The following is an 18,455-nucleotide window of genomic DNA, read 5'->3' as shown; positions in this document are numbered from 1 at the left end:
CTCAGCCCCGGACATACCGCAGCAGCAGGGTGTCGTCCCCCGCCAGCGTGTGCGCCAACCGCAGCCCGAGCGGGGCGATCGGCGCTGCGCCCGTCGCGATCCGCGACGACGTCCCGCCCTCCAGCCGCGGGCTGACCGTCAGGCACAGCTCGTCGACCGCGCGCGCCGCGATCAGGTCGGCGAACAGGTGCGGACCACCCTCGCAGTGGATGCGCGTGAGCCCCCGCTCGTGCAGCACCCGCAGTCCGCGCTCGGCCTGCACGCGCTCCCGCCCGCAGACCACGACGTCCGCGACCTCCGACAGCGTCTCGCGCGCCTCCGGCCGCGACAGCTCGGTCGTGAGGATGATCGGCCGCTCGGGGGCGTCCTGGAAGATCGAGCTGCGCGGGTCCAGGTCGAGCCCGGCAGACACGATCGCGAAGACCGGATGCGCGGTCATCCCCGCTCCGCTGCGGGCGCGCGCCGACTCCGGCGCGACGCGCATCGCGCCGTACCCCTCGGCGCGAACGGTGCCCGCGCCGACCAGCACGACGTCGCACAGACGCCGAAGCAGCTCGAACACCCGGCTGTCCACATCGTTGGACAGCCCGCCCGAGAGCCCTTGATGGGTGGCCGCGCCGTCGGCACTGCTGACGAAGTTGACCCGCAGCCACGGGTCGCCGGTCCCCTCCCGGTAGAGGGCGGTGATGTCGTCGTCGGTCAGCTCGGTCTGCGACGGCAGCGGCGACAGGCGGTGGATGGCGGGCTCACTCATTCACGTCTCCCATGTTGTGCTTCAGGTAGGCGGGCTGGCGGAGGCCCAGCACGGCCTCGGTCATGCGCACGGCGGCGACGGAGGCGCGGACGTCGTGCATCCGCACGATCCGTGCACCGTTGACGATGCTGATCACCGCGGCGGCAAGCGAGCCCTCCAGCCGCTCGGCGCGCGGAGCGTCGAGCGTCTCGCCGATGAAGTCCTTGTTCGAGACCGCGGCGAGCGTCGGAAAGCCGAGGTCCGCGATCTCAGTCAGCCGGCGCGTCAGCTCCAGAGAGTGCAGCGTGTTCTTGTTGAGGTCGTGGCCGGGGTCGACGATGATCCGCTCCTCCGGGATGCCCGCGGCCTGGGCGCGCTCGACGCGGTCGAGCAGGAACGCGGACACCTCGGTCACCACATCGCCGTACTGCGGCTTCGGGTACGGGCGCCGCGGCTCGGCGAGGCTGTGCGTGATGACCAGGGTGGCCTCGCTGTCGGCGACGACGCGCGGGAGTTCGGGATCGCGCAGCCCCGTGGTGTCGTTGATGACGGTCGCTCCGGCGGCGATGGCCTCCCGGGCGACGGCCGCATGGAAGGTGTCCACCGAGATCACCACATCGGATCCGGCCCTCAGCGCCGCCACGACCGGGACGACGCGCTCGATCTCCTCCTCGACGGGCACCGGCTCGCCCGGGGCGAAGGGCGCTCCGCCGATGTCCACCCAGTCGGCGCCGAGCGCGACGGCCTCGAAGCACGCATCCACCGCCCGGTCGAACGCGTACGTGCGGCCCTGGTCGAAGAACGAGTCGGGCGTGCGGTTCACCACGGCCATGACCGCGACCTGCCGCGAGAAGTCGAAGGTGCGCGCGCCGATCCGCCGCACCGGCACGCGCAGCGGCGGCAGGTACGGCTCAGAGCGCGGCAAGGTCGACGTCCTGATCGGCCAAGCGGTCCGCATCCACGTGCTCTCCCAGCCGGATGAGGCGCTGGATGTCGTCCTGCACGTCCCACACGTTCACGTTCATGCCCGCCACCACCCGGTCGTTGCGCAGCCAGAAGGCGATGAACTCGCGGGCGTCGACATCGCCGCGGAACACCACGCGGGCACCGGCGGTGAGGGGGCCGTAGCCCGAATACTCCATGCCCAGATCGTATTGGTCGGAGTAGAAGTACGGGATCTCGTCGTACGACGCGCGCTCGCCCAGGATGGCGTGGGCGGCGACCTTGCCGCTGGCGATCGCGTTCGCCCAGTGCTCGCTGCGGAGGTGGCGGCCGATCGCGGGAAGGAAGGGATTCGCGACGTCGCCGACGGCGTAGACGTCGTCGATGCTGGTCCGCATCGCCTTGTCGGTGAGCACGCCCTCCGCGACCGCCGCGCCGGACCGCTCGGCCACCAGGCTGTTCGGCGACGCCCCGACACCGGCGACGACGACATCGGCGGGGATGCGCTCCCCCGACGCGAGCACGACGTGCTGCTCCTCGCCGCCGTCGACGCCGACCACTCTTGCGCCGTTGCGGAACGCGACCCCGTTATCCCGGTGCAGCCGCTCGAAGACGCCGCCGAGCTCCCGGCCGATGGCCCCGCTCAGCGGGACCGCCGAGTGACCGATGACGGTCACGTCGTTGCCGTACCCGCGGGCCGCCGCCGCGACCTCCATGCCGATCCACCCCGACCCGACGACGACGACGCGCCGGCCGCCGACCTCCAGCGCCGCGCGAAGCCAGGCGGAGTCCTCCCGCGTCCGGAGCGGGAACACCGCGCCGTGGCCGCTCCCCGGCACGCCGAGCGGTCGGGCTCGCGCCCCGGTGGCGAGGACGAGGCTGTCGTAAGTGATCCGGCCGCCGTCCGACACGAACAGTTCGTGGGCGTCCGCCTCGAACGAACCCGCTTCGACGTTAGGAATGAACTCGACCGCGTTGTCGGCGTACCACTCGGCGGGATGCACGTCAGCATCCTCGATGCCGCCCTCGCCCTTCAGGTACTCCTTCGACAGCGGCGGGCGGATGTACGGCCGGTGCTCCTCGGCGCCGAGCAGCAGGATGCGGCCGCCGAAACCGCGCTCACGGAGTTCCGTGGCGACGGTCGCGCCGGCCAGGCCGGCACCGGCGATCACGACAACGGGTTCAGACATGTTCTCAGCATCCACTCTTCACACTGCGGGCGCCAGACCTTCGCACCAAGGGCGCACCGACGGCTCACAGGTAAGACCCAGCCGACGCGCAGATACTGTCTGCATGAACGCAGGACCCCGCATTCTCATCGTCGACGACGAGCCGAACATCCGCGACCTCCTCACCACCAGTCTCCGTTTCGCCGGGTTCGCCGTCCGCGCGGTCGGGAACGGCGCGCAGGCGATCTCCGCGGTCCTCGAAGAGGAGCCCGACCTCATCATCCTCGACGTCATGCTGCCGGACATGAACGGCTTCGGCGTCACCAAGCGCCTCCGCGGCGCCGGCTACACGGCGCCCATCCTTTTCCTCACGGCGAAGGACGACACCGAGGACAAGATCACCGGCCTCACCGTCGGGGGCGACGACTACGTCACCAAGCCGTTCAGCCTCGACGAGATCGTCGCCCGCATCAAGGCCATCCTGCGCCGCACGATGCAGGCCGACGAAGACGCGGTCATCCGCGCCGGCGAGCTGACGATGGACCAGGACACGCACGAGGTCTTCGTCGGCGACACCCCCATCGAGCTCAGCCCCACCGAGTTCAAGCTGCTGCGCTACCTCATGCTCAACCCGAACCGCGTGCTCTCGAAGGCGCAGATCCTCGACCACGTCTGGGAGTACGACTTCAACGGCGACGCGGGCATCGTGGAGTCGTACATCTCGTACCTGCGCCGCAAGGTGGATGCGCACTCCAGCGAGCCGCTCATCCAGACCAAGCGTGGGTTCGGCTACATGCTGAAGGCCGCGAAAGCCTGAGGTGCGCACCGGGCGCACACATGCCCGGCACAGCATCCCCCGCTTAGACTGACGGCCTGATGCACTCACGTCTGCTCGACCGCTGGAACGCGATCTCCCTGCGCACGAAGATCACGGGCGTGACCGTGCTTATGCTGACGCTCGGGCTGCTCGTGACCGGCATCGGGACGATGTCGATGCTGAAGCCGGTGCTCCTCGACCAGCTGGATGCGCAGCTCTCGGCCGCGTCCGGCGCGTCGTACCTGAACACGTACCTGGGCGCTGCGTCGTCGGATGACGACCAGATCGCCACCGACTCGAGTCCGTCGGACTATTTCGCCGCGCTGTACAACTCCAGCGGCAAGCTGGTGAAGAGCAACTGGTCGAACATCCCGTACGCGCACCGGCCGGCGATCCCCACCACCCTGACCCTCCCCGAGGCGAAGGGAATGAACGGCGGATTCACGCTTCCGAGCAACGACGGCCGCACCACCTACCGCGCCCTCGCGACGACGCAGACGTTCGCGGGAAGCGGCGAGCTGGCCACCGCGATCGTCGCAACGACCACATCGCAGATCGACACGGTGATGGCCAGCTTCCTGGCGATCTTCCTCGGCTTCGGCGTGATCGTGATCGTGGTGGGCGCCGGCCTGACCCGGATGCTCGTCACGACGACGTTCTCGCCTCTGCGCGAAGTGGAGCAGACCGCAGCGGCCATCGCCGATGGAGACTTCAGCCAGCGCCTCGGCGGCGCGACCCCGAACACGGAGGTCGGGCGCCTCAACCGCTCCCTCAACACCATGCTGAACCGCATCGACCGCGCGTTCAGCGACCGCGCTCGCACGATCGAGCAGATGCGGCGCTTCGTCGGCGACGCCTCGCACGAACTCCGCACCCCTCTGGTCTCGGTTCGCGGCTACGCCGAGCTGTACCGGATGGGCGCACTGCAGACGCCCGAGGACGTTGCGCAGGCGATGGACCGCATCGAGAAGGAGGCGATCCGCATGGGCGTGCTCGTGGAGGACCTCCTCGAGCTCGCCCGCCTCGACGAGACCAAGCCGCTCGACCTGCACCGCGTCGACCTGGTGAAGATCGCGCAGGACGCGGCGATGGATGCGATGGCCGGATCCCCCGGACGCGTCGTCAGCGTGCTCACTCCCGAGCCGCTTCCGCCGCAGGACGACGACGCCACGGAGCCGGGCCTCGACACGGTGCCGATGACCATCCCGGAGACCGACGCGCGCCCGGCGAACGCCACCGGTCCGATCGCGTTCGCGGGATCGGCGCTCGCCCGCCTGCGCCGCGGTCGCAGCCGCCGCGGGGCGACCGAGCCGCTGCCCATCACGACGGCCGAGAAGGTGGTGCTCACGCAGCCCGCCCCGTCGGAGCCCGCGATCGTCATGGCGGAGGAGAACAAGCTCCGCCAGGTCATCACCAACCTGATGGGCAACGCGCTGCGCTACACGCCGGAGGGCAGCCCCATCGAGATCGCGGTGCAGGTCGACCACCGCACCGAGCGCGGCATCATCGAGGTCCGCGACCACGGCGAGGGCATCCCGCCGCAGATCCGCGAGAAGATCTTCCAGCGCTTCTGGCGCGCCGACACGTCGCGCGCCCGCGAAACGGGCGGAAGCGGCCTCGGCCTCGCGATCGTCTCCTCCATCGTCGCCGCCCACAACGGCACGGTCGACGTGGTCGACACCGAGGGAGGCGGAGCGACGTTCCGCGTCTCGCTGCCGCTGGCCGGCTCCCCCGCCTCCCCGAAGCCGCTCACGCCGTAGCGCTCCCCGCCCCTGTCCCATCCGGCTCGTGAGGTGCACGTAGTTGCGCGCGCCACGCCGTGCGGGACCGCAACGACGTGCACCTCACCCGAAAGCGCCCGCAATGCGAAGAGGGCGCCTCCCCGATCGGGAGACGCCCTCTGTGCGTGGTGCGGGACTTAGAAGTCCATGCCTGCGCCCGGGTCGCCGACCGGAGCCGGGTTCTTCTCGGGCTTGTCGGCGACGACGGCCTCGGTGGTGAGGAACAGGCCCGCGATCGACGCGGCGTTCTGCAGCGCCGAGCGGGTGACCTTCACCGGGTCGTTGATGCCGGAGGCCAGCATGTCGACGTACTCGCCGGTCGCGGCGTTGAGGCCGTGGCCGACCGGGAGGTTGCGGACCTTCTCGACGACGACGCCGGCCTCGAGGCCCGCGTTGATCGCGATCTGCTTCAGCGGAGCCTCGATGGCGACCTTGACGATGTTGGCGCCGGTCGCCTCGTCACCGGTGAGCTCCAGCTTCTCGAAGGCGGTCTTGCCGGCCTGGATGAGGGCGACGCCACCACCGGCGACGATGCCCTCCTCGACGGCGGCCTTCGCGTTGCGGACGGCGTCCTCGATGCGGTGCTTGCGCTCCTTGAGCTCGACCTCGGTGGCCGCGCCCGCCTTGATGACGGCGACGCCGCCGGCGAGCTTGGCGAGGCGCTCCTGCAGCTTCTCGCGGTCGTAGTCCGAGTCGGTCGACTCGATCTCGTTGCGGATCTGCTGCACGCGGCCGGCGATGGCCTCCGGGTCGCCGGAGCCCTCGACGATCGTGGTCTCGTCCTTGGTGATGACGACCTTGCGGGCCTGACCGAGCAGGTCGAGGGTGACGTTCTCGAGCTTGAGACCGACCTCCTCGGAGATGACCTGGCCACCGGTGAGGATCGCGATGTCCTGCAGCATGGCCTTGCGGCGGTCGCCGAAGCCCGGAGCCTTGACGGCGACGGACTTGAAGATGCCGCGGATCTTGTTGACGATCAGGGTCGCGAGGGCCTCGCCGTCGACGTCCTCAGCGATGATGAGGAGCTGCTTGCCGGCCTGGATCACCTTGTCGACGATCGGCAGGAGGTCCTTGATGTTGCTGATCTTCTGGTTGGCGATGAGGATGTACGGGTCCTCGAACACCGCCTCCTGGCGGTCCTGGTCCGTCACGAAGTACTGCGACAGGAAGCCCTTGTCGAAGCGCATGCCCTCGGTGAGCTCGAGCTCGGTGCCGAAGGTGTTCGACTCCTCGACGGTGACGACGCCCTCCTTGCCGACCTTGTCGATCGCCTCGGCGATGATCTCGCCGATGGTGGTGTCGCCGGCGGAGATGGACGCGGTGGCCGCGATCTCCTCCTTGGTCTCGACCTCCTTGGCGGAGGCGATGAGCTCGTCGGTGACCGCCGCGACGGCCTTCTCGATGCCGCGCTTCAGGGTGATCGGGTCAGCGCCGGCCGCGACGTTCCGCAGGCCCTCCTTGACCAGGGCCTGAGCGAGGACGGTGGCGGTGGTGGTACCGTCACCGGCGACGTCGTCGGTCTTCTTCGCGACCTCCTTGACGAGCTCCGCGCCGATCTTCTCGTACGGGTCGTCGAGCTCGATCTCCTTCGCGATGGAGACGCCGTCGTTGGTGATGGTCGGGGCGCCCCACTTCTTCTCGAGGACGACGTTACGACCGCGCGGGCCCAGGGTCACCTTGACCGTGTCGGCCAGGGTGTTCAGGCCGCGCTCGAGGCCGCGGCGCGCATCCTCGTTGAAAGCAATGATCTTTGCCATGTGTTTCTCGTCCCTCCCGGACGTGTGCGAAAGATTCCGTCTATTAGCACTCGATCAGATGGAGTGCTAAAGCGATTCTGGCACTCACCGCTGTCGAGTGCAAGATCACTCCGCGACCGGCGAACACCGGCAGCAACGGCGAAGCGCCGCCCCCGATGGGGACGGCGCTCCGCAGATTCGTTGCTTCGACGGGCTCAGGCCAGCCGCACCGACTCGGCCTGGGGGCCCTTCTGCCCCGTTCCGACCTCGAACACGACCTGCTGGCCCTCTTCGAGAACCTTGTATCCGTTCATGTCAATCGCGGAGTAATGAACGAAAACGTCCTGTCCCCCTCCATCGACGGTGATGAAGCCGTAGCCCTTCTCACCGTTGAACCACTTCACGGTCCCGTTCGCCATGCATTACTCCCATTGCTGTGTCGCTCGCGCGATCCGTCGCCGCACGTTGACCCCGATCCTAATGCTTTCAATAGGCGGCGACGCCAGAGATTTCGCGAATCGATTCCGAAATGAGGCAAAAGTTAAACACGCGCGAAACAAAGGGAACGAGCGGCCGTGGAGCCCGGATCAGCCCTGATAGTTCGCGCCGATGACGACGGTGATGTCCGCGCCCGTGTCGTCGAAGGCGTTGCTCTGCTGGATGGTCGCGCCCGGCAGCGACTGGACGACACCGAGGGCGGCGGCCTGATTGGCGGGGTTGCCGTAGTAGACGATGGTGGTCGCCAGGTCGTTGCGGTCGGCATTGGCGAGACCGGAGACCGTCCAGCCCGCCGCCTTGAGCTTGTCGCCGACGGTCTGCGCCAGACCCTCCGTCGACGTGCCGTTCAGCACGTTGACCTGCAGCGCCGGGTTGACCGTCGGAACGATCGTCGGAGTCGGGGTGGCGGTCGGCGTCTGCGAGCGGGACGCCGAGGCCGACGGCCCGTGGAACGAGATGTTCCCGTTGATGACGGAGAGACCGAAGATGCCCGCGCCGACCAGCACGATCGTTGCGAGCGCGGCCCATCCGACGGCCATCCAGACACGGCCCCGCGGGCGCGGCGCCCGGTGCGCGCCGACGCGCTTCAGGTCGTCGGGGATCTCGTCGAACCTGTCGCGGGGGTACTTCTCAGCCATCGGGGGATGCGGTCCTCGGGTTCAGTCGCCGGACGGGAGGGTCCGTGCGTGTCGGGCGGCCAGCCTCGCCTCGCGCAGCCGCAGCAGCCTCTTGACGAGCATGGGGTCGTGGCGGAGGGCGGCCGGGCGGTCGATCAGCGCACCGAGCAACTGATAGTACCGAGCCGCCGAGAGACCGAACTCCTCGCGGATGGCCTGCTCCTTGGCTCCGGCGTGACGCCACCACTGGCGTTCGAACGCGAGGATCGCGGCATCCCGATCGCTCAGCTGGTCCGTGTCCGAGGGCTCGCGGTCGACCGCGGGCCGTTCGTCGGCTGACCGGGTCACGCGCACCGCCTTCCCTCGTCACGGACGCCGGACGGTGCCGGACATGCCGGTCGCGCCCCGCGCTCGCGCATCATCCTAGGGCGCAGGCCCTGTGTGTTCCCCGTTTCCTCCCGGCACGTCGCGGGACGAAACGGGAACAGCCGTCGCGGCGCCGCCGTTTAGTCTGGTGACGACGAAAGGGAGAGGCATGGCAACGAACGAGACAGCCCAGGACGGATACACGGTCTCCAAGAGCGAGAATGAGTGGCGCGAGGAGCTCACCCCCGAGCAGTACGCGGTGCTGCGCGAGGCCGGGACGGAGCGCCCGTGGACCGGTGAGCTGCTCGACGAGAGCCGCGCCGGCCTGTACACCTGTGCGGCGTGCGGCGCCGAGCTGTTCAAGTCGGGCACCAAGTTCGACTCGGGATGCGGCTGGCCGAGCTTCTACGAGTCCGTCCGCCCGGAGGCCGTGCAGCTGATCGAGGACACCAGCCTCGGTATGGTCCGTACCGAGGTGCGCTGCGCCTCCTGCGGTTCGCACCTCGGGCACGTCTTCCCCGACGGCTTCGGCACGCCGACCGGCGACCGCTACTGCATGAACTCGCTGTCGCTGAACTTCACGCCGGAGTCCTGATGACGACAGGCGCGACGGCCGCGGGCTCCGCCGGCGACCTCGCCGAGCGCGTCGCCGCGCGCCGGTCGTACTCGCGGGTGACGCCGGACGCGCCGACCCACGAGGAACTGCTGCCCCTGGTGGCCGCCGCCGGCCGGGTCGCCGACCACAGCGCCCTGCACCCGTGGCGTCTCATCGAGCTCCGCGGCGACGCGCGGCTGCGGCTCGGGCAGGCGTTCGTCCGGGATGCGAAGGCGACCGGATCGGACGCGGAGAAGCTCGCGTCCAAACCGCTGCGCTCCTCTCTGCTGATCGCGATCGTGTCCGTGCGGACGAAGAGCGAGAAGGTCCCCGGCTGGGAGCAGGATGCGGTGGCGTCGGGAGTCGCGCACATCCTGAGCCTGCTGCTCCACGACGCGGGCTGGGGCGTGATGTGGCGGACCGGTCACCACACCCGGTCGAAGGCGGTGCACCGGATGCACGGGCTGAAGAAGAACGAGCGGCTGCTCGGCTGGTTGTACGTGGGCGGCATCCCCGGGGATAGCAAGGAGGGGCACCGCCGGTCGCTCGATCCCGAGCGGTTCCTGACGGCCCTGGACTAGGCGGGCTGCCGCCGCCAGCCCCAGCGGATGCTGGCGACGGCGACCGCGACGATCGCGAGCAGTGTGCCGCCGATGGTCGAGAACGCGAGGACGTGGCCCGCGGTGGGCAGGAGCAGGTCGAGCAGGAGCGCGGAGACCAGCTGGCCTGCGACGGTTGCGAGCCCGAGCAGTAGCACGCCCGTGATCCGCACCAGGAACGCGGTCACCCCGATGAAGATGCAGCCGATCGCCCCGCCGACGTAGAGCCACGGCTCCGCCGGGAGGCGTGCGGGAAGTCCGGCCAGCGCCCAGTGGCCGAACATGAGCACCACGAGGACCGCGGTGCCGACGGCGAAGTTGATGAACGTCGCAGTCAGGGCGCTCTCGGCGACGATGCGGACCTGCCCGTTGACGGCCTGCTGCCAGCCGGTGCCGAGACCCGCGATGAACGGGAGCAGCATCATCCACACCGGGGCGCTTCCGCCGAACTGCGCCGACACCGCCCAGGTGACGGCGACCAAGGCGAGCAGAGCTCCGACGAGGCGGGCGGCGGTCAGCGGACGCCGGCCACCCGGGCCGAGGCCCACGCGGTCGAGCACCAGCCCGCTGATGGTCTGACCGGCCACCACTGCGACCGTGAACAGCGCGACGCCGAGCGCGGCCGCCGTGAGGCCCTGTGAGAGCACCAGGAACGAGCCGGCCGCACCGCCCAGCACGTACCACCAGCGCAGGCCGCGACCGCGGAGGGCGTCGCGCACGCGAGCCAGACCGCGTCGACCGGCCGGCACGATGGCCAGCGCGACCGTGAGGATCACGAGCCCGGAGCCGAACGAGATGGCTGCGGCGGTGAACCCGTCGCCCAGCCGGCTCCCCAGCTCACCGTTGATGCGCGACTGCAGCGCGACGAGGGCGCCACAGAGCAGGGCGAGGACGAGCGCGAGCCAGAGCGGGAACGAGCGAGGGGTCACTCCCCCAAGCCTAGGGCCGCGGCGGGGCCTGCTCAGGGCGCCGGGGCCTCGCCGTCCGTAGGCTCGGGCTTCGGAAGCCAGTCGATGTTCTCCTCCGGCGCGACCTCCTTCTCCTCGGTGAGGTCGTAGTCGTCGTCGTTCTTCTTGTCGCTCATGCCGCCACCATACGCTCAGCCTCCGACGGCGCCGGGCGTGTCCGCCAGCGCGCCGAGCGGCGACTCGACCGCGTCGGCGATGTCGCGGAGGAACCCGGCTGCGACTCCCCCGTCGGTGACCCGGTGATCGAAGACGAGCGACAGCTGCAGGATGCGGCGGGGCACGATCGCGCCGTCCACCACCCAGGGCCGCTCGATCGCCCGGCCGAGGCCGAGGATGGCGACCTCCGGGTGGTTGATGATCGCGGCGCTGCCGTCGACGCCGAGGCTCCCGTAGTTGTTGATCGTGAACGTCGACCCGGCGAGGTCGGCGGGAGGGAGAGTCCCTTCACGGGCCGCTTGCGCCAGACGGTCGAGCTCCGCATCCAGCTCGCGCACCGAGAGCCGGTCGGCCCGGCGGACGACCGGGACGAGGAGCCCGCGGTCGGTATCGGCGGCGAAGCCCAGGTTGACGCCGTCGAACAGCTGAAGGCCCTGCCCATCGGCCGTGACGCGTCCGGCGAGTTCGGGATGCCGGGCGAGCGCGGTGAGGGCGAACCGGGCGACGAACGAGAGGAACGAGGGAGCGCGGCCCGTGCGGGCCAGACGCCGGCGGCCGTCCCACAGCTCGGTCGCATCCACATCCACCCACACGGTCGCCTCGGGGATCTCGGCGCGGCTGCGCGACATCGTCTCGGCGACCGTTCGGCGCAGTCGGGAGAACGCGGTCGTCTCCCGCACCGCGAGGCCGGTGCGCGGGTCGGTCTCGGCGGGAGCGGCGGGTGCCGCGGGTGCCGCGGGTGCCGCGGGAGCCGCGGGCGACGGGGTTGCGGTGGATGCGCGGGCCGGCACCTGCGCGCGCGCCGACAGCGCCGCCTCCACATCGTGACGCGTGACGACGCCGTCCGGGCGACCCGGGCGGAGGGTCGACAGGTCGATTCCGTGACTGCGGGCGAGCGCGCGGACGACCGGCGAGACGACCGGGACGAGGGGCGGTCGGGACGGCGTGACGGTGGTCGCGCGCGGCGGCTCGAGCGTCGTCGTACGGGAGGCGCGAGGTCGACGACCGGCGTGCGCCGTCGTGCCGTACCCCACCAGCACCGCGCCCGAGCCGCTGGAGGTGGCCGACGCTTCCGCGGGCTCCTCCACCTCGATCAGCGGGGCACCGACCAGGATGTTCTCGCCCTCGGCGCCGTGCAGCGCGGCGATCCGCCCGGCGTACGGCGACGGCACCTCGACGACGGACTTCGCCGTCTCGACCTCGGCGATCGGCTGGTCCGTCACGACGGTGTCGCCGACCGCGACCAGCCAGCGCACGAGCTCGGCGTCGGTCAGCCCCTCGCCGAGGTCCGGGAGGGTGAACACCCGCGCGGTCATGCGTCCTCCCACTGCAGCGCATCCACCGCATCCAGAACGCGGTCGACGTCAGGCAGGTAGAACCGCTCGAGCTTGGGCGGCGCGAAGGGAGTGTCGAACCCGGTCACCCGATGCACCGGCGCGAGCAGGTGGTGGAAGCAGCGCTCCGACACGCGCGCCACGATCTCTGCCGCCATGCTCGCGAAGCCGGGCGCCTCCGCCACGACGACCGCACGGCCGGTGCGGCGGACCGCAGCGCACACGGTCTCGTCGTCGAACGGGACGAGCGACCGGAGGTCGATGACCCCGATGCTGCGGCCGTCCTCCGCGGCCGCCTCGGCCGCGGCGAGCGCGACCGGGACGGACGGGCCGTAGGCGATGAGGGTCACATCGTCGCCCTCCCGCGCGACGCGCGCGCGGCCGATCTCGGGGAGCGGCGCCTCAACATCCACCTCGCCCGTCGACCAGTACAGCTTCTTCGGCTCGAGGAAGATGACCGGATCGGGATGCGCGATGGCGGCGCGCAGCAGCCCGTACGCGTCCTGCGGGGTCGCGGGCGACACCACCGTCAATCCGGGAGTGTGGACGTAGTACGCCTCCGACGAGTCGGAGTGGTGCTCCACCCCGCCGATGCCGCCGGCGTACGGGATGCGCACCACCATCGGAAGGCGCACACGGCCCTGCGTGCGGTTGCCCATCTTGGCGACGTGGTCGACGATCTGCTCGAAGGCGGGATAGGCGAAGGCGTCGAACTGCATCTCGACGACCGGGCGCATCCCGTTCATGGCCATGCCGACCGCGGTGCCGACGATGCCGGACTCGGCGAGCGGGGTGTCGAAGCAGCGGCCCTCGCCGAAGCGGGCGGTCAGCCCGTCGGTGATGCGGAAGACGCCGCCGAGGGCGCCGACGTCCTCGCCGAAGACGACCACGGACGGGTCGGCGGCAAGGGCGTCGGCGAGGGCGCGGTTGAGCGCCTGCGCCATCGTCATCGTGGCGGGTGCGGTGGATGCGGCCTGCTCCGGTTCCGCGCCGGCCGGGCGTTCGGCGGGAGCGTCGTGCATGAGCGTCATCGTGCGGCCTCCTGGCTGGTCGGCTGGCCCGCGTGGCCCGCGTCGGCGGCGCGGAGCTCGGCGGCGAGCTGCTCGGCCTGCTCGCGCAGCTGCGGGGTCGGGGTGGCGTAGACGTGGGCGAACAGGTCTTCGGGATGCGGTTCGGCGTCGGCCATGATCGCCGTGCGGAGGTCTGCGGCGACCCGCTCGGCGTGGGCGTGCGCCTCCGCGTCGTCGCCCTCGGTGAGGACTCCCTGCGCCGTCAGCCACGCGCGCAGCCGGAGCAGCGGGTCGCGCGCGAGCCACGGCTCCACCTCGTCGGAGGTGCGGTAGCGGGTGGCGTCGTCGGCGTTGGTGTGCGACTTGACGCGGTAGGTGACCGCCTCGACGAGCGTCGGGCCACCTCCCTCTCGCGCCTCCTCGACGGCCTGCCCGAGCACCGCGAGCAGAGCGGCGAGGTCGTTGCCGTCGACGAGACGCCCGCGCATCCCGTAGCCGACGCCCTTGTGCGCCAGACTCGGCGCGGCGGTCTGGCGGCTGAGGGGCACCGAGATCGCGTAGCCGTTGTTCTGCACCAGGAAGACGACGGGCAGGTGGAAGACGGCGGCGAAATTGAGCGCCTCGTGGAAGTCGCCCTCGCTCGTCGCGCCGTCGCCGCACATCGCGAGCACCACGGTGTCCTCGCCGCGGAGGCGGGCCGCGTGGGCGAAGCCGACCGCGTGGAGCAGCTGGGTCGCCAGCGGCGTCGCCTGCGGGGCCACGCGGTGCCGGTTGGGGTCGTAGCCGGAGTGCCAATCGCCGCGGAGCAGCACGAAAGCCTCGAACGGGTCGACGCCGCGCGCGATCACGGCGACGGTGTCGCGGTAGGTCGGGAACAGCCAGTCCTGCTCGCCGAGCACCATCGCCGCGGCGATCTCGCAGGCCTCCTGGCCGTGCGACGACGGGTAGACCGCGAGCCGGCCCTGACGGACGAGGGCGTCGGCCTGATCGTTGAGGCGGCGGGCGAGGACGAGGCGGCGGTAGCCGTCGCGCAGGGTGCCCTGATCGGGAACGCGCTCGGGCGCCAGGGCGGCGTGGCCGCTCGGGTCAGCGGACCCGTTCTGGTCGATGAGCCGCAGCGGGGTGTCGCCCGGCAGCAGGTCGTCCGCGCGCAGCGGTGCGTCGGCGTGCATCCGTTCTCCTTTGAAAGACGTCGCTCCTCATCAGGATGACTTCGCTGGACCCCGGACGCTACGGGTGCGCCGGAACCGAGACGAATGGATGCGCGGAGCGCGTTCGAGTGCCAGACTGTCCAGCACCATGGACGACATCGACGTACGCATCCTGGACGCTCTGCGCGCCGACGGCCGCGCCTCCATCACCGCGGTCGCGGAGGCGGCGCACGTGTCGCGCGCCAATGCGTACGCGCGGCTCTCCCGGCTCGTGTCGGACGGCGTCATCACCGGGTTCACCGCGAAGGTCGACCCGCGGCTGTCGGGGCGCCGGTCATCCGCGTACGTGACCATGCGGGTGGAGCAGGCGGCCTGGCACGACCTGCGCGACCGCCTACGGCAGATCCCCGAGGTGGAGCACTTCGCGCTCGTCGGCGGCGACTTCGACGTCATCCTGCTGGTGAGGGCCCGGGACAACGAGGACCTGCGGCGGGTGGTGCTGGAGGAGTTGACGAGCATCCCGTCGGTGCGGGACACGAAGACGTCGCTGGTGTTCGAGGACCACGACCAGCGGTAGCGGCGCGGGCGCCAGCGTAGGTATGAAACGTTCGAAACTCCGACGCACCGCGGCCGGGACGGAGATACGCGCCGGAACCGGCGGGATCTCCGACCGGGGCGGGCCGGTGCGGCGGAGCGGCGCGGGTTGCCCGGGGGCGGCGATTCTGCGACGATGCAATTGCTGAACGTTCGTTCGGTAATTCGTCGCGTTCGAGGAAGAGGGCAGCGATGGCGGAGGCCTACCTCGTGGGTGGAGTGCGCACGCCCGTCGGCCGCTACGGCGGAGCATTGGCGGGAGTCCGTCCCGACGATCTCGCCGCGCTCGTCGTCGCCGAGGCCGTACGGCGCGCCGCGGCTCCCCCGGACTCCCTCGACGAAGTCATCCTGGGCGCCGCCAACCAGGCTGGCGAGGACAACCGCAACGTCGCGCGCATGGCCGTCCTGCTCGCCGGGCTGCCGGATGCGGTGCCGGCCATGACCGTCAACCGGCTGTGCGCATCCGGCTTGACCGCGGTGATCCAGGCAGCGCAGGCGATCCGGGCCGGGGATGCGGACCTGGTGGTCGCGGGCGGCGTCGAGTCGATGACGCGCGCCCCGTGGGTGCAGGCGAAGCCGGAGCGGCCGTGGGCGAAGCCCGGGCCGCAGTACGACACGTCGATCGGCTGGCGATTCACCAATCCGCGTCTGCTCGACCGCGACAAGGCCACCTACACGATGCCCGAGACGGCCGAAGAGGTCGCCCGGATCGACGGCATCACGCGCGAGGAGGCCGACGCCTTCGCCCTGGAGAGCCACCGGCGAGCGGCTGCCGCGGCCGACGGCGGACGGTTCGACGCCGAGCTGCTCCCCGTCGAGACCCCGGCCGGGACGGTCACGGCCGATGAGGGCATCCGCCGCGACACCAGCATGGATGCGCTGGCGCGCCTGACGCCGGTCGTCGCGGGCGGCAGCGTCGTCTCCGCGGGCAACGCCTCGCCGCTGAATGACGGAGCATCGGCGATCGTGGTGGCGAGCGCGGCAGCCGTCGAGCGCTACGGGCTCAAACCGCGGGCGCGGATCGTCGCCGCGGCCAGCGCCGGCGTCGCGCCGGAAGTCATGGGCCTCGGTCCGGTACCCGCGACGCAGAAGGTCCTCGCACGCGCCGGACTCGACGCCTCCGACCTCGGCGCGATCGAACTCAACGAGGCGTTCGCCAGCCAGGCCATTGCGTGCATCCGCCGTCTTGGGCTCGACCCCGCGGTCGTCAATGCGGACGGCGGCGCCATCGCCCTCGGCCACGCGCTCGGCTCGAGCGGGTCGCGCATCCTCATCACCCTGCTCGGCCGGATGGAGCGGGAGGGTGCACGACGCGGGCTCGCGACCATGTGCGTCGGCGTCGGCCAGGGCACCTCCCTGATCGTGGAGGCGCTATGACCGGGTACAGCACCCTCGCCGTCGAGGAACGCGGCGATCGGGTCGTGGTCACGCTCGACCGGCCGGAGCGCCGCAACGCGATCGACCAGCAGATGGTGGACGAGCTGCACCGCGTATGCGCAACGCTGGAAGTGCAGCCGCGCATCCTCATCCTCACCGGTTCGGGCGGCGTGTTCGCCTCCGGCGCCGACATCGCCGAGCTGCGAGAGCGCACCGCAGCCGACGCGGCAAGCGGCATCAACGACACGATCTTCACCCGCATCTCGATGCTGCCGATGCCGGTGATCGCCGCCCTCGACGGATACGCGCTGGGCGGCGGAGCTGAACTCGCCTACGCCGCCGACCTGCGGATCGGCACCCCGCGACTCCGCATCGGCAACCCGGAGACCGGCCTCGGGATCATCGCCGCCGCCGGCGCGCTGTCGAGGCTGCCGCACCTCATCGGCCTGCCGCTGGCCACCGAACTGGTGCTGACCGGGCGCATCCTGACCGGCGAGGAGGCGCTCGCCGTAAGACTCGTCGGCGACCTGTTCGAGCCGGGCGAGCTGCTCACGGGAGCCCACGCCCTGGCCGACCGCATCGCCGCGAACGATCCCCTGGCGACCCAGCTCACCAAGCGGGTGCTGCGCGAACCGGCCGAACGGCATCCCGCCGCCGAGCGTGAGGCGCAGGCGGTGCTGTTCGAGTCGCCGGAGAAGCGGCGGAGGATGACCGAGTTCCTGGAGCGGAGGGGCCGGAGATGAGCACGACAGGGCTGCCCGAGCGGGTCGCCGTCATCGGCGGCGGGCGGATGGGATCGGGGATCGCACACGCGTTCCTCATGGCGGGTGCGGAAGTGGCCGTGGTCGAGCAGAACGCGACCGCGGCGTCGGAGGCGCGGGAGCGCATCCTGACCGCCGTCGAGGGCAGCGTCCGCCGCGGCTCACCGGCCCCCGACCCGGCGCGCCTGCTCGTCACCGTGACCTGGGAGGCTCTGAACGGCGCGGGCCTCGCGATCGAAGCGGTGCCCGAACTGCTCGACCTGAAGCGCGAGGCGCTCGCCCGCGCGGAGCAGCTGCTGCCGGTGGATGCGGTGCTCGCGACGAACACCTCGTCCCTGTCGATCGACACCCTGGCGGAAGGGCTAACCCGGCCGGGCGCGTTCCTGGGGCTGCACTTCTTCAACCCGGTTCCCGCATCCACTCTCGTGGAGGTGGTGCTGGGCACGGCGACCGCGGCCACCGCCGGGGAGGCCGCCGAACGGTGGGTGCGCGGGCTGGGCAAGACGGCGATCACCGTGCGCGACTCCCCCGGCTTCGCCTCGTCCCGCCTCGGGGTGCTGCTCGGGCTGGAGGCGATCCGGATGGTCGAGGAGGGCGTCGCCACCCCCGACGACATCGACACGGCGATGGAGCTCGGCTACAAGCATCCCGTCGGTCCGCTGCGGCTCACCGACCTGGTCGGGCTGGATGTGCGGCTCGACATCGCCGAGTACCTCGCCCGCGAGCTCGGGCCGCGTTTCGAGCCGCCCGAGCTGCTACGGCGAATGGTGGATGAGGGGATGCTCGGCCGCAAGACCGGCCAGGGGTTCTTCGCCTGGGGTGAGGACGGGTCGCCGATCGCTACCGCTGGGGAGCGTCCACGATGAGGTTCGTGATGCGTGCCGTGCAGAGCCGGTTGCCGTCCTCGTCGGTGATGACGATCTCGTGCGAGGCGATGGTGCGGCCCAGCCGGATCGCGGTCGCGACCCCGGTCACGAGGCCCGACCGCGCCGCCCGGTGGTGCGTCGCGTTGATGTCGACGCCGACCGCGCTGCGTCCGGGACCGGCGTGGATGACGGCCGCCCACGACCCGAGCGCCTCCGCGAACGCGACCGACGCGCCGCCGTGCAGCAGCCCGAACGACTGGCGGTTGCCCTCGACGGGCATCGTCGCCACCACGCGCTCCGCGGACTGCTCCAGGATGCGCACCCCCATCTTCACGTCGAGCTCACCCAGTTCGATCGTCCAGTCGCCGTCGGCCATGCCGCCAGC

The 18,455-nt window shown here is 71.0% G+C and carries 21 protein-coding genes; 8 read left to right on the top strand and 13 right to left on the bottom strand.

From position 1 onward, the window contains the following. Window position 1: 1 nt before the first annotated feature. Genes ACF1AJ_RS00375 through ACF1AJ_RS00365 form a run of 3 tightly spaced genes read right to left on the bottom strand, consistent with a single transcriptional unit; the run spans window position 2 to window position 2,865 of the window. Window positions 2-754, bottom strand: coding sequence for a pyrimidine reductase family protein (locus tag ACF1AJ_RS00375; RefSeq protein WP_391505658.1), 753 nt, complete (start codon window positions 752-754; stop codon window positions 2-4). Then, window positions 747-1,691 (bottom strand): dihydropteroate synthase, encoded by a 945-nt coding sequence (gene folP / locus ACF1AJ_RS00370; RefSeq protein WP_391505657.1) that lies wholly within the window; start codon window positions 1,689-1,691, stop codon window positions 747-749. The genes ACF1AJ_RS00375 and folP overlap by 8 nt, the downstream gene beginning before the upstream one ends. Further along, window positions 1,645-2,865: an NAD(P)/FAD-dependent oxidoreductase gene (locus ACF1AJ_RS00365; RefSeq protein WP_391505656.1), complete on the bottom strand. Its 1,221-nt coding sequence runs from the start codon at window positions 2,863-2,865 to the stop codon at window positions 1,645-1,647. The genes folP and ACF1AJ_RS00365 overlap by 47 nt, the downstream gene beginning before the upstream one ends. 103 nt (window positions 2,866-2,968) lie before the next feature. Between ACF1AJ_RS00365 and ACF1AJ_RS00360 the strand changes: the two genes are divergently transcribed. After that, window positions 2,969-3,661, top strand: a complete 693-nt coding sequence (locus tag ACF1AJ_RS00360) for a response regulator transcription factor (protein WP_018191755.1) — start codon at window positions 2,969-2,971, stop codon at window positions 3,659-3,661. 59 nt (window positions 3,662-3,720) lie between these two features. Next, window positions 3,721-5,421 carry a sensor histidine kinase gene (locus tag ACF1AJ_RS00355; protein ID WP_391505655.1) on the top strand — a complete coding sequence of 567 codons (1,701 nt, stop codon included), beginning with the start codon at window positions 3,721-3,723 and terminating at the stop codon, window positions 5,419-5,421. A gap of 158 nt (window positions 5,422-5,579) precedes the next feature. On the opposite strand, the gene groL is transcribed toward ACF1AJ_RS00355, so the two are convergent. From groL to ACF1AJ_RS00335, 4 genes are all read right to left on the bottom strand, one after another. Further along, window positions 5,580-7,199 carry a chaperonin GroEL gene (gene groL, locus ACF1AJ_RS00350; RefSeq protein ID WP_309860609.1) on the bottom strand — a complete coding sequence of 540 codons (1,620 nt, stop codon included), beginning with the start codon at window positions 7,197-7,199 and terminating at the stop codon, window positions 5,580-5,582. Between the two features lie 194 nt (window positions 7,200-7,393). Next, complete coding sequence (locus ACF1AJ_RS00345; protein ID WP_391505654.1) at window positions 7,394-7,597, bottom strand: cold-shock protein; 204 nt, start codon at window positions 7,595-7,597, stop codon at window positions 7,394-7,396. A gap of 168 nt (window positions 7,598-7,765) precedes the next feature. Then, complete coding sequence (locus tag ACF1AJ_RS00340; protein ID WP_391505653.1) at window positions 7,766-8,314, bottom strand: LytR C-terminal domain-containing protein; 549 nt, start codon at window positions 8,312-8,314, stop codon at window positions 7,766-7,768. A 21-nt stretch (window positions 8,315-8,335) separates the two neighbouring features. Next, the gene (locus ACF1AJ_RS00335) at window positions 8,336-8,647 is read right to left on the bottom strand and encodes a DUF3263 domain-containing protein (protein ID WP_309860614.1); all 312 of its coding nucleotides are present in this window, start codon (window positions 8,645-8,647) and stop codon (window positions 8,336-8,338) included. Window positions 8,648-8,828: 181 nt separating this feature from the next. Between ACF1AJ_RS00335 and msrB the strand changes: the two genes are divergently transcribed. Together msrB and ACF1AJ_RS00325 are read left to right on the top strand one after the other, a co-directional pair. After that, the gene (gene msrB, locus ACF1AJ_RS00330; RefSeq protein ID WP_354476495.1) at window positions 8,829-9,254 is read left to right on the top strand and encodes a peptide-methionine (R)-S-oxide reductase MsrB; all 426 of its coding nucleotides are present in this window, start codon (window positions 8,829-8,831) and stop codon (window positions 9,252-9,254) included. After that, window positions 9,254-9,835 (top strand): nitroreductase family protein, encoded by a 582-nt coding sequence (locus ACF1AJ_RS00325; protein ID WP_391505652.1) that lies wholly within the window; start codon window positions 9,254-9,256, stop codon window positions 9,833-9,835. The genes msrB and ACF1AJ_RS00325 overlap by 1 nt, the downstream gene beginning before the upstream one ends. Here the strand turns inward: ACF1AJ_RS00325 and ACF1AJ_RS00320 are convergent. The 5 genes from ACF1AJ_RS00320 to pdhA are packed head-to-tail and all read right to left on the bottom strand — an operon-like array spanning window position 9,832 to window position 14,493. Further along, window positions 9,832-10,782 (bottom strand): DMT family transporter, encoded by a 951-nt coding sequence (locus ACF1AJ_RS00320; protein ID WP_391505651.1) that lies wholly within the window; start codon window positions 10,780-10,782, stop codon window positions 9,832-9,834. The two genes, ACF1AJ_RS00325 and ACF1AJ_RS00320, sit on opposite strands and share 4 nt — an antisense overlap. Before the next feature lie 32 nt (window positions 10,783-10,814). Further along, window positions 10,815-10,937 carry a hypothetical protein gene (locus ACF1AJ_RS00315; protein WP_018191764.1) on the bottom strand — a complete coding sequence of 41 codons (123 nt, stop codon included), beginning with the start codon at window positions 10,935-10,937 and terminating at the stop codon, window positions 10,815-10,817. A 15-nt stretch (window positions 10,938-10,952) separates the two neighbouring features. Further along, a complete protein-coding gene (locus ACF1AJ_RS00310; protein ID WP_391505650.1) occupies window positions 10,953-12,293 on the bottom strand; it encodes a dihydrolipoamide acetyltransferase family protein in 1,341 nt (446 codons plus the stop codon). Beyond that, entirely contained in the window at window positions 12,290-13,342 is a 1,053-nt protein-coding gene (locus ACF1AJ_RS00305; protein WP_391505649.1) for an alpha-ketoacid dehydrogenase subunit beta, read from the bottom strand. Before ACF1AJ_RS00305 ends, ACF1AJ_RS00310 begins: the two co-directional genes overlap by 4 nt. Next, window positions 13,339-14,493 carry a pyruvate dehydrogenase (acetyl-transferring) E1 component subunit alpha gene (gene pdhA, locus ACF1AJ_RS00300; RefSeq protein ID WP_391505648.1) on the bottom strand — a complete coding sequence of 385 codons (1,155 nt, stop codon included), beginning with the start codon at window positions 14,491-14,493 and terminating at the stop codon, window positions 13,339-13,341. The genes ACF1AJ_RS00305 and pdhA overlap by 4 nt, the downstream gene beginning before the upstream one ends. A gap of 127 nt (window positions 14,494-14,620) precedes the next feature. Between pdhA and ACF1AJ_RS00295 the strand changes: the two genes are divergently transcribed. From ACF1AJ_RS00295 to ACF1AJ_RS00280, 4 genes are all read left to right on the top strand, one after another. Next, window positions 14,621-15,049 carry an Lrp/AsnC family transcriptional regulator gene (locus ACF1AJ_RS00295; RefSeq protein ID WP_018191768.1) on the top strand — a complete coding sequence of 143 codons (429 nt, stop codon included), beginning with the start codon at window positions 14,621-14,623 and terminating at the stop codon, window positions 15,047-15,049. Window positions 15,050-15,258: 209 nt separating this feature from the next. Next, window positions 15,259-16,443, top strand: coding sequence for a thiolase family protein (locus ACF1AJ_RS00290; protein WP_391505647.1), 1,185 nt, complete (start codon window positions 15,259-15,261; stop codon window positions 16,441-16,443). Next, window positions 16,440-17,186, top strand: a complete 747-nt coding sequence (locus tag ACF1AJ_RS00285) for an enoyl-CoA hydratase/isomerase family protein (RefSeq protein ID WP_391505646.1) — start codon at window positions 16,440-16,442, stop codon at window positions 17,184-17,186. The genes ACF1AJ_RS00290 and ACF1AJ_RS00285 overlap by 4 nt, the downstream gene beginning before the upstream one ends. Further along, entirely contained in the window at window positions 17,183-18,070 is an 888-nt protein-coding gene (locus ACF1AJ_RS00280) for a 3-hydroxyacyl-CoA dehydrogenase family protein (protein WP_391505645.1), read from the top strand. Before ACF1AJ_RS00285 ends, ACF1AJ_RS00280 begins: the two co-directional genes overlap by 4 nt. On the opposite strand, the gene ACF1AJ_RS00275 is transcribed toward ACF1AJ_RS00280, so the two are convergent. Further along, complete coding sequence (locus ACF1AJ_RS00275) at window positions 18,045-18,446, bottom strand: PaaI family thioesterase (protein ID WP_018191772.1); 402 nt, start codon at window positions 18,444-18,446, stop codon at window positions 18,045-18,047. The genes ACF1AJ_RS00280 and ACF1AJ_RS00275 overlap by 26 nt on opposite strands. Window positions 18,447-18,455 lie beyond the last annotated feature (9 nt).

The organism is Leifsonia sp. NPDC014704, assembly GCF_043083605.1.
GTDB lineage: Bacteria > Actinomycetota > Actinomycetes > Actinomycetales > Microbacteriaceae > Leifsonia.
Note: the sequence above shows the minus strand (reverse complement) of the source record. Positions and strands in the feature narration are given on the sequence as shown.

What these genes read in the sequence shown, in the direction of transcription:
- ACF1AJ_RS00375 (WP_391505658.1), bottom strand. Translation starts at nt 754, where the DNA reads ATGAGTGAGCCCGCCATCCACCGCCTGTCGCCGCTGCCGTCGCAGACC.
- folP (WP_391505657.1), bottom strand. Translation starts at nt 1,691, where the DNA reads ATGCGGACCGCTTGGCCGATCAGGACGTCGACCTTGCCGCGCTCTGAG.
- ACF1AJ_RS00365 (WP_391505656.1), bottom strand. Translation starts at nt 2,865, where the DNA reads ATGTCTGAACCCGTTGTCGTGATCGCCGGTGCCGGCCTGGCCGGCGCG.
- ACF1AJ_RS00360 (WP_018191755.1), top strand. Translation starts at nt 2,969, where the DNA reads ATGAACGCAGGACCCCGCATTCTCATCGTCGACGACGAGCCGAACATC.
- ACF1AJ_RS00355 (WP_391505655.1), top strand. Translation starts at nt 3,721, where the DNA reads ATGCACTCACGTCTGCTCGACCGCTGGAACGCGATCTCCCTGCGCACG.
- groL (WP_309860609.1), bottom strand. Translation starts at nt 7,199, where the DNA reads ATGGCAAAGATCATTGCTTTCAACGAGGATGCGCGCCGCGGCCTCGAG.
- ACF1AJ_RS00345 (WP_391505654.1), bottom strand. Translation starts at nt 7,597, where the DNA reads ATGGCGAACGGGACCGTGAAGTGGTTCAACGGTGAGAAGGGCTACGGC.
- ACF1AJ_RS00340 (WP_391505653.1), bottom strand. Translation starts at nt 8,314, where the DNA reads ATGGCTGAGAAGTACCCCCGCGACAGGTTCGACGAGATCCCCGACGAC.
- msrB (WP_354476495.1), top strand. Translation starts at nt 8,829, where the DNA reads ATGGCAACGAACGAGACAGCCCAGGACGGATACACGGTCTCCAAGAGC.
- ACF1AJ_RS00325 (WP_391505652.1), top strand. Translation starts at nt 9,254, where the DNA reads ATGACGACAGGCGCGACGGCCGCGGGCTCCGCCGGCGACCTCGCCGAG.
- ACF1AJ_RS00315 (WP_018191764.1), bottom strand. Translation starts at nt 10,937, where the DNA reads ATGAGCGACAAGAAGAACGACGACGACTACGACCTCACCGAGGAGAAG.
- ACF1AJ_RS00310 (WP_391505650.1), bottom strand. Translation starts at nt 12,293, where the DNA reads ATGACCGCGCGGGTGTTCACCCTCCCGGACCTCGGCGAGGGGCTGACC.
- ACF1AJ_RS00305 (WP_391505649.1), bottom strand. Translation starts at nt 13,342, where the DNA reads ATGACGCTCATGCACGACGCTCCCGCCGAACGCCCGGCCGGCGCGGAA.
- pdhA (WP_391505648.1), bottom strand. Translation starts at nt 14,493, where the DNA reads ATGCACGCCGACGCACCGCTGCGCGCGGACGACCTGCTGCCGGGCGAC.
- ACF1AJ_RS00295 (WP_018191768.1), top strand. Translation starts at nt 14,621, where the DNA reads ATGGACGACATCGACGTACGCATCCTGGACGCTCTGCGCGCCGACGGC.
- ACF1AJ_RS00290 (WP_391505647.1), top strand. Translation starts at nt 15,259, where the DNA reads ATGGCGGAGGCCTACCTCGTGGGTGGAGTGCGCACGCCCGTCGGCCGC.
- ACF1AJ_RS00285 (WP_391505646.1), top strand. Translation starts at nt 16,440, where the DNA reads ATGACCGGGTACAGCACCCTCGCCGTCGAGGAACGCGGCGATCGGGTC.
- ACF1AJ_RS00280 (WP_391505645.1), top strand. Translation starts at nt 17,183, where the DNA reads ATGAGCACGACAGGGCTGCCCGAGCGGGTCGCCGTCATCGGCGGCGGG.
- ACF1AJ_RS00275 (WP_018191772.1), bottom strand. Translation starts at nt 18,446, where the DNA reads ATGGCCGACGGCGACTGGACGATCGAACTGGGTGAGCTCGACGTGAAG.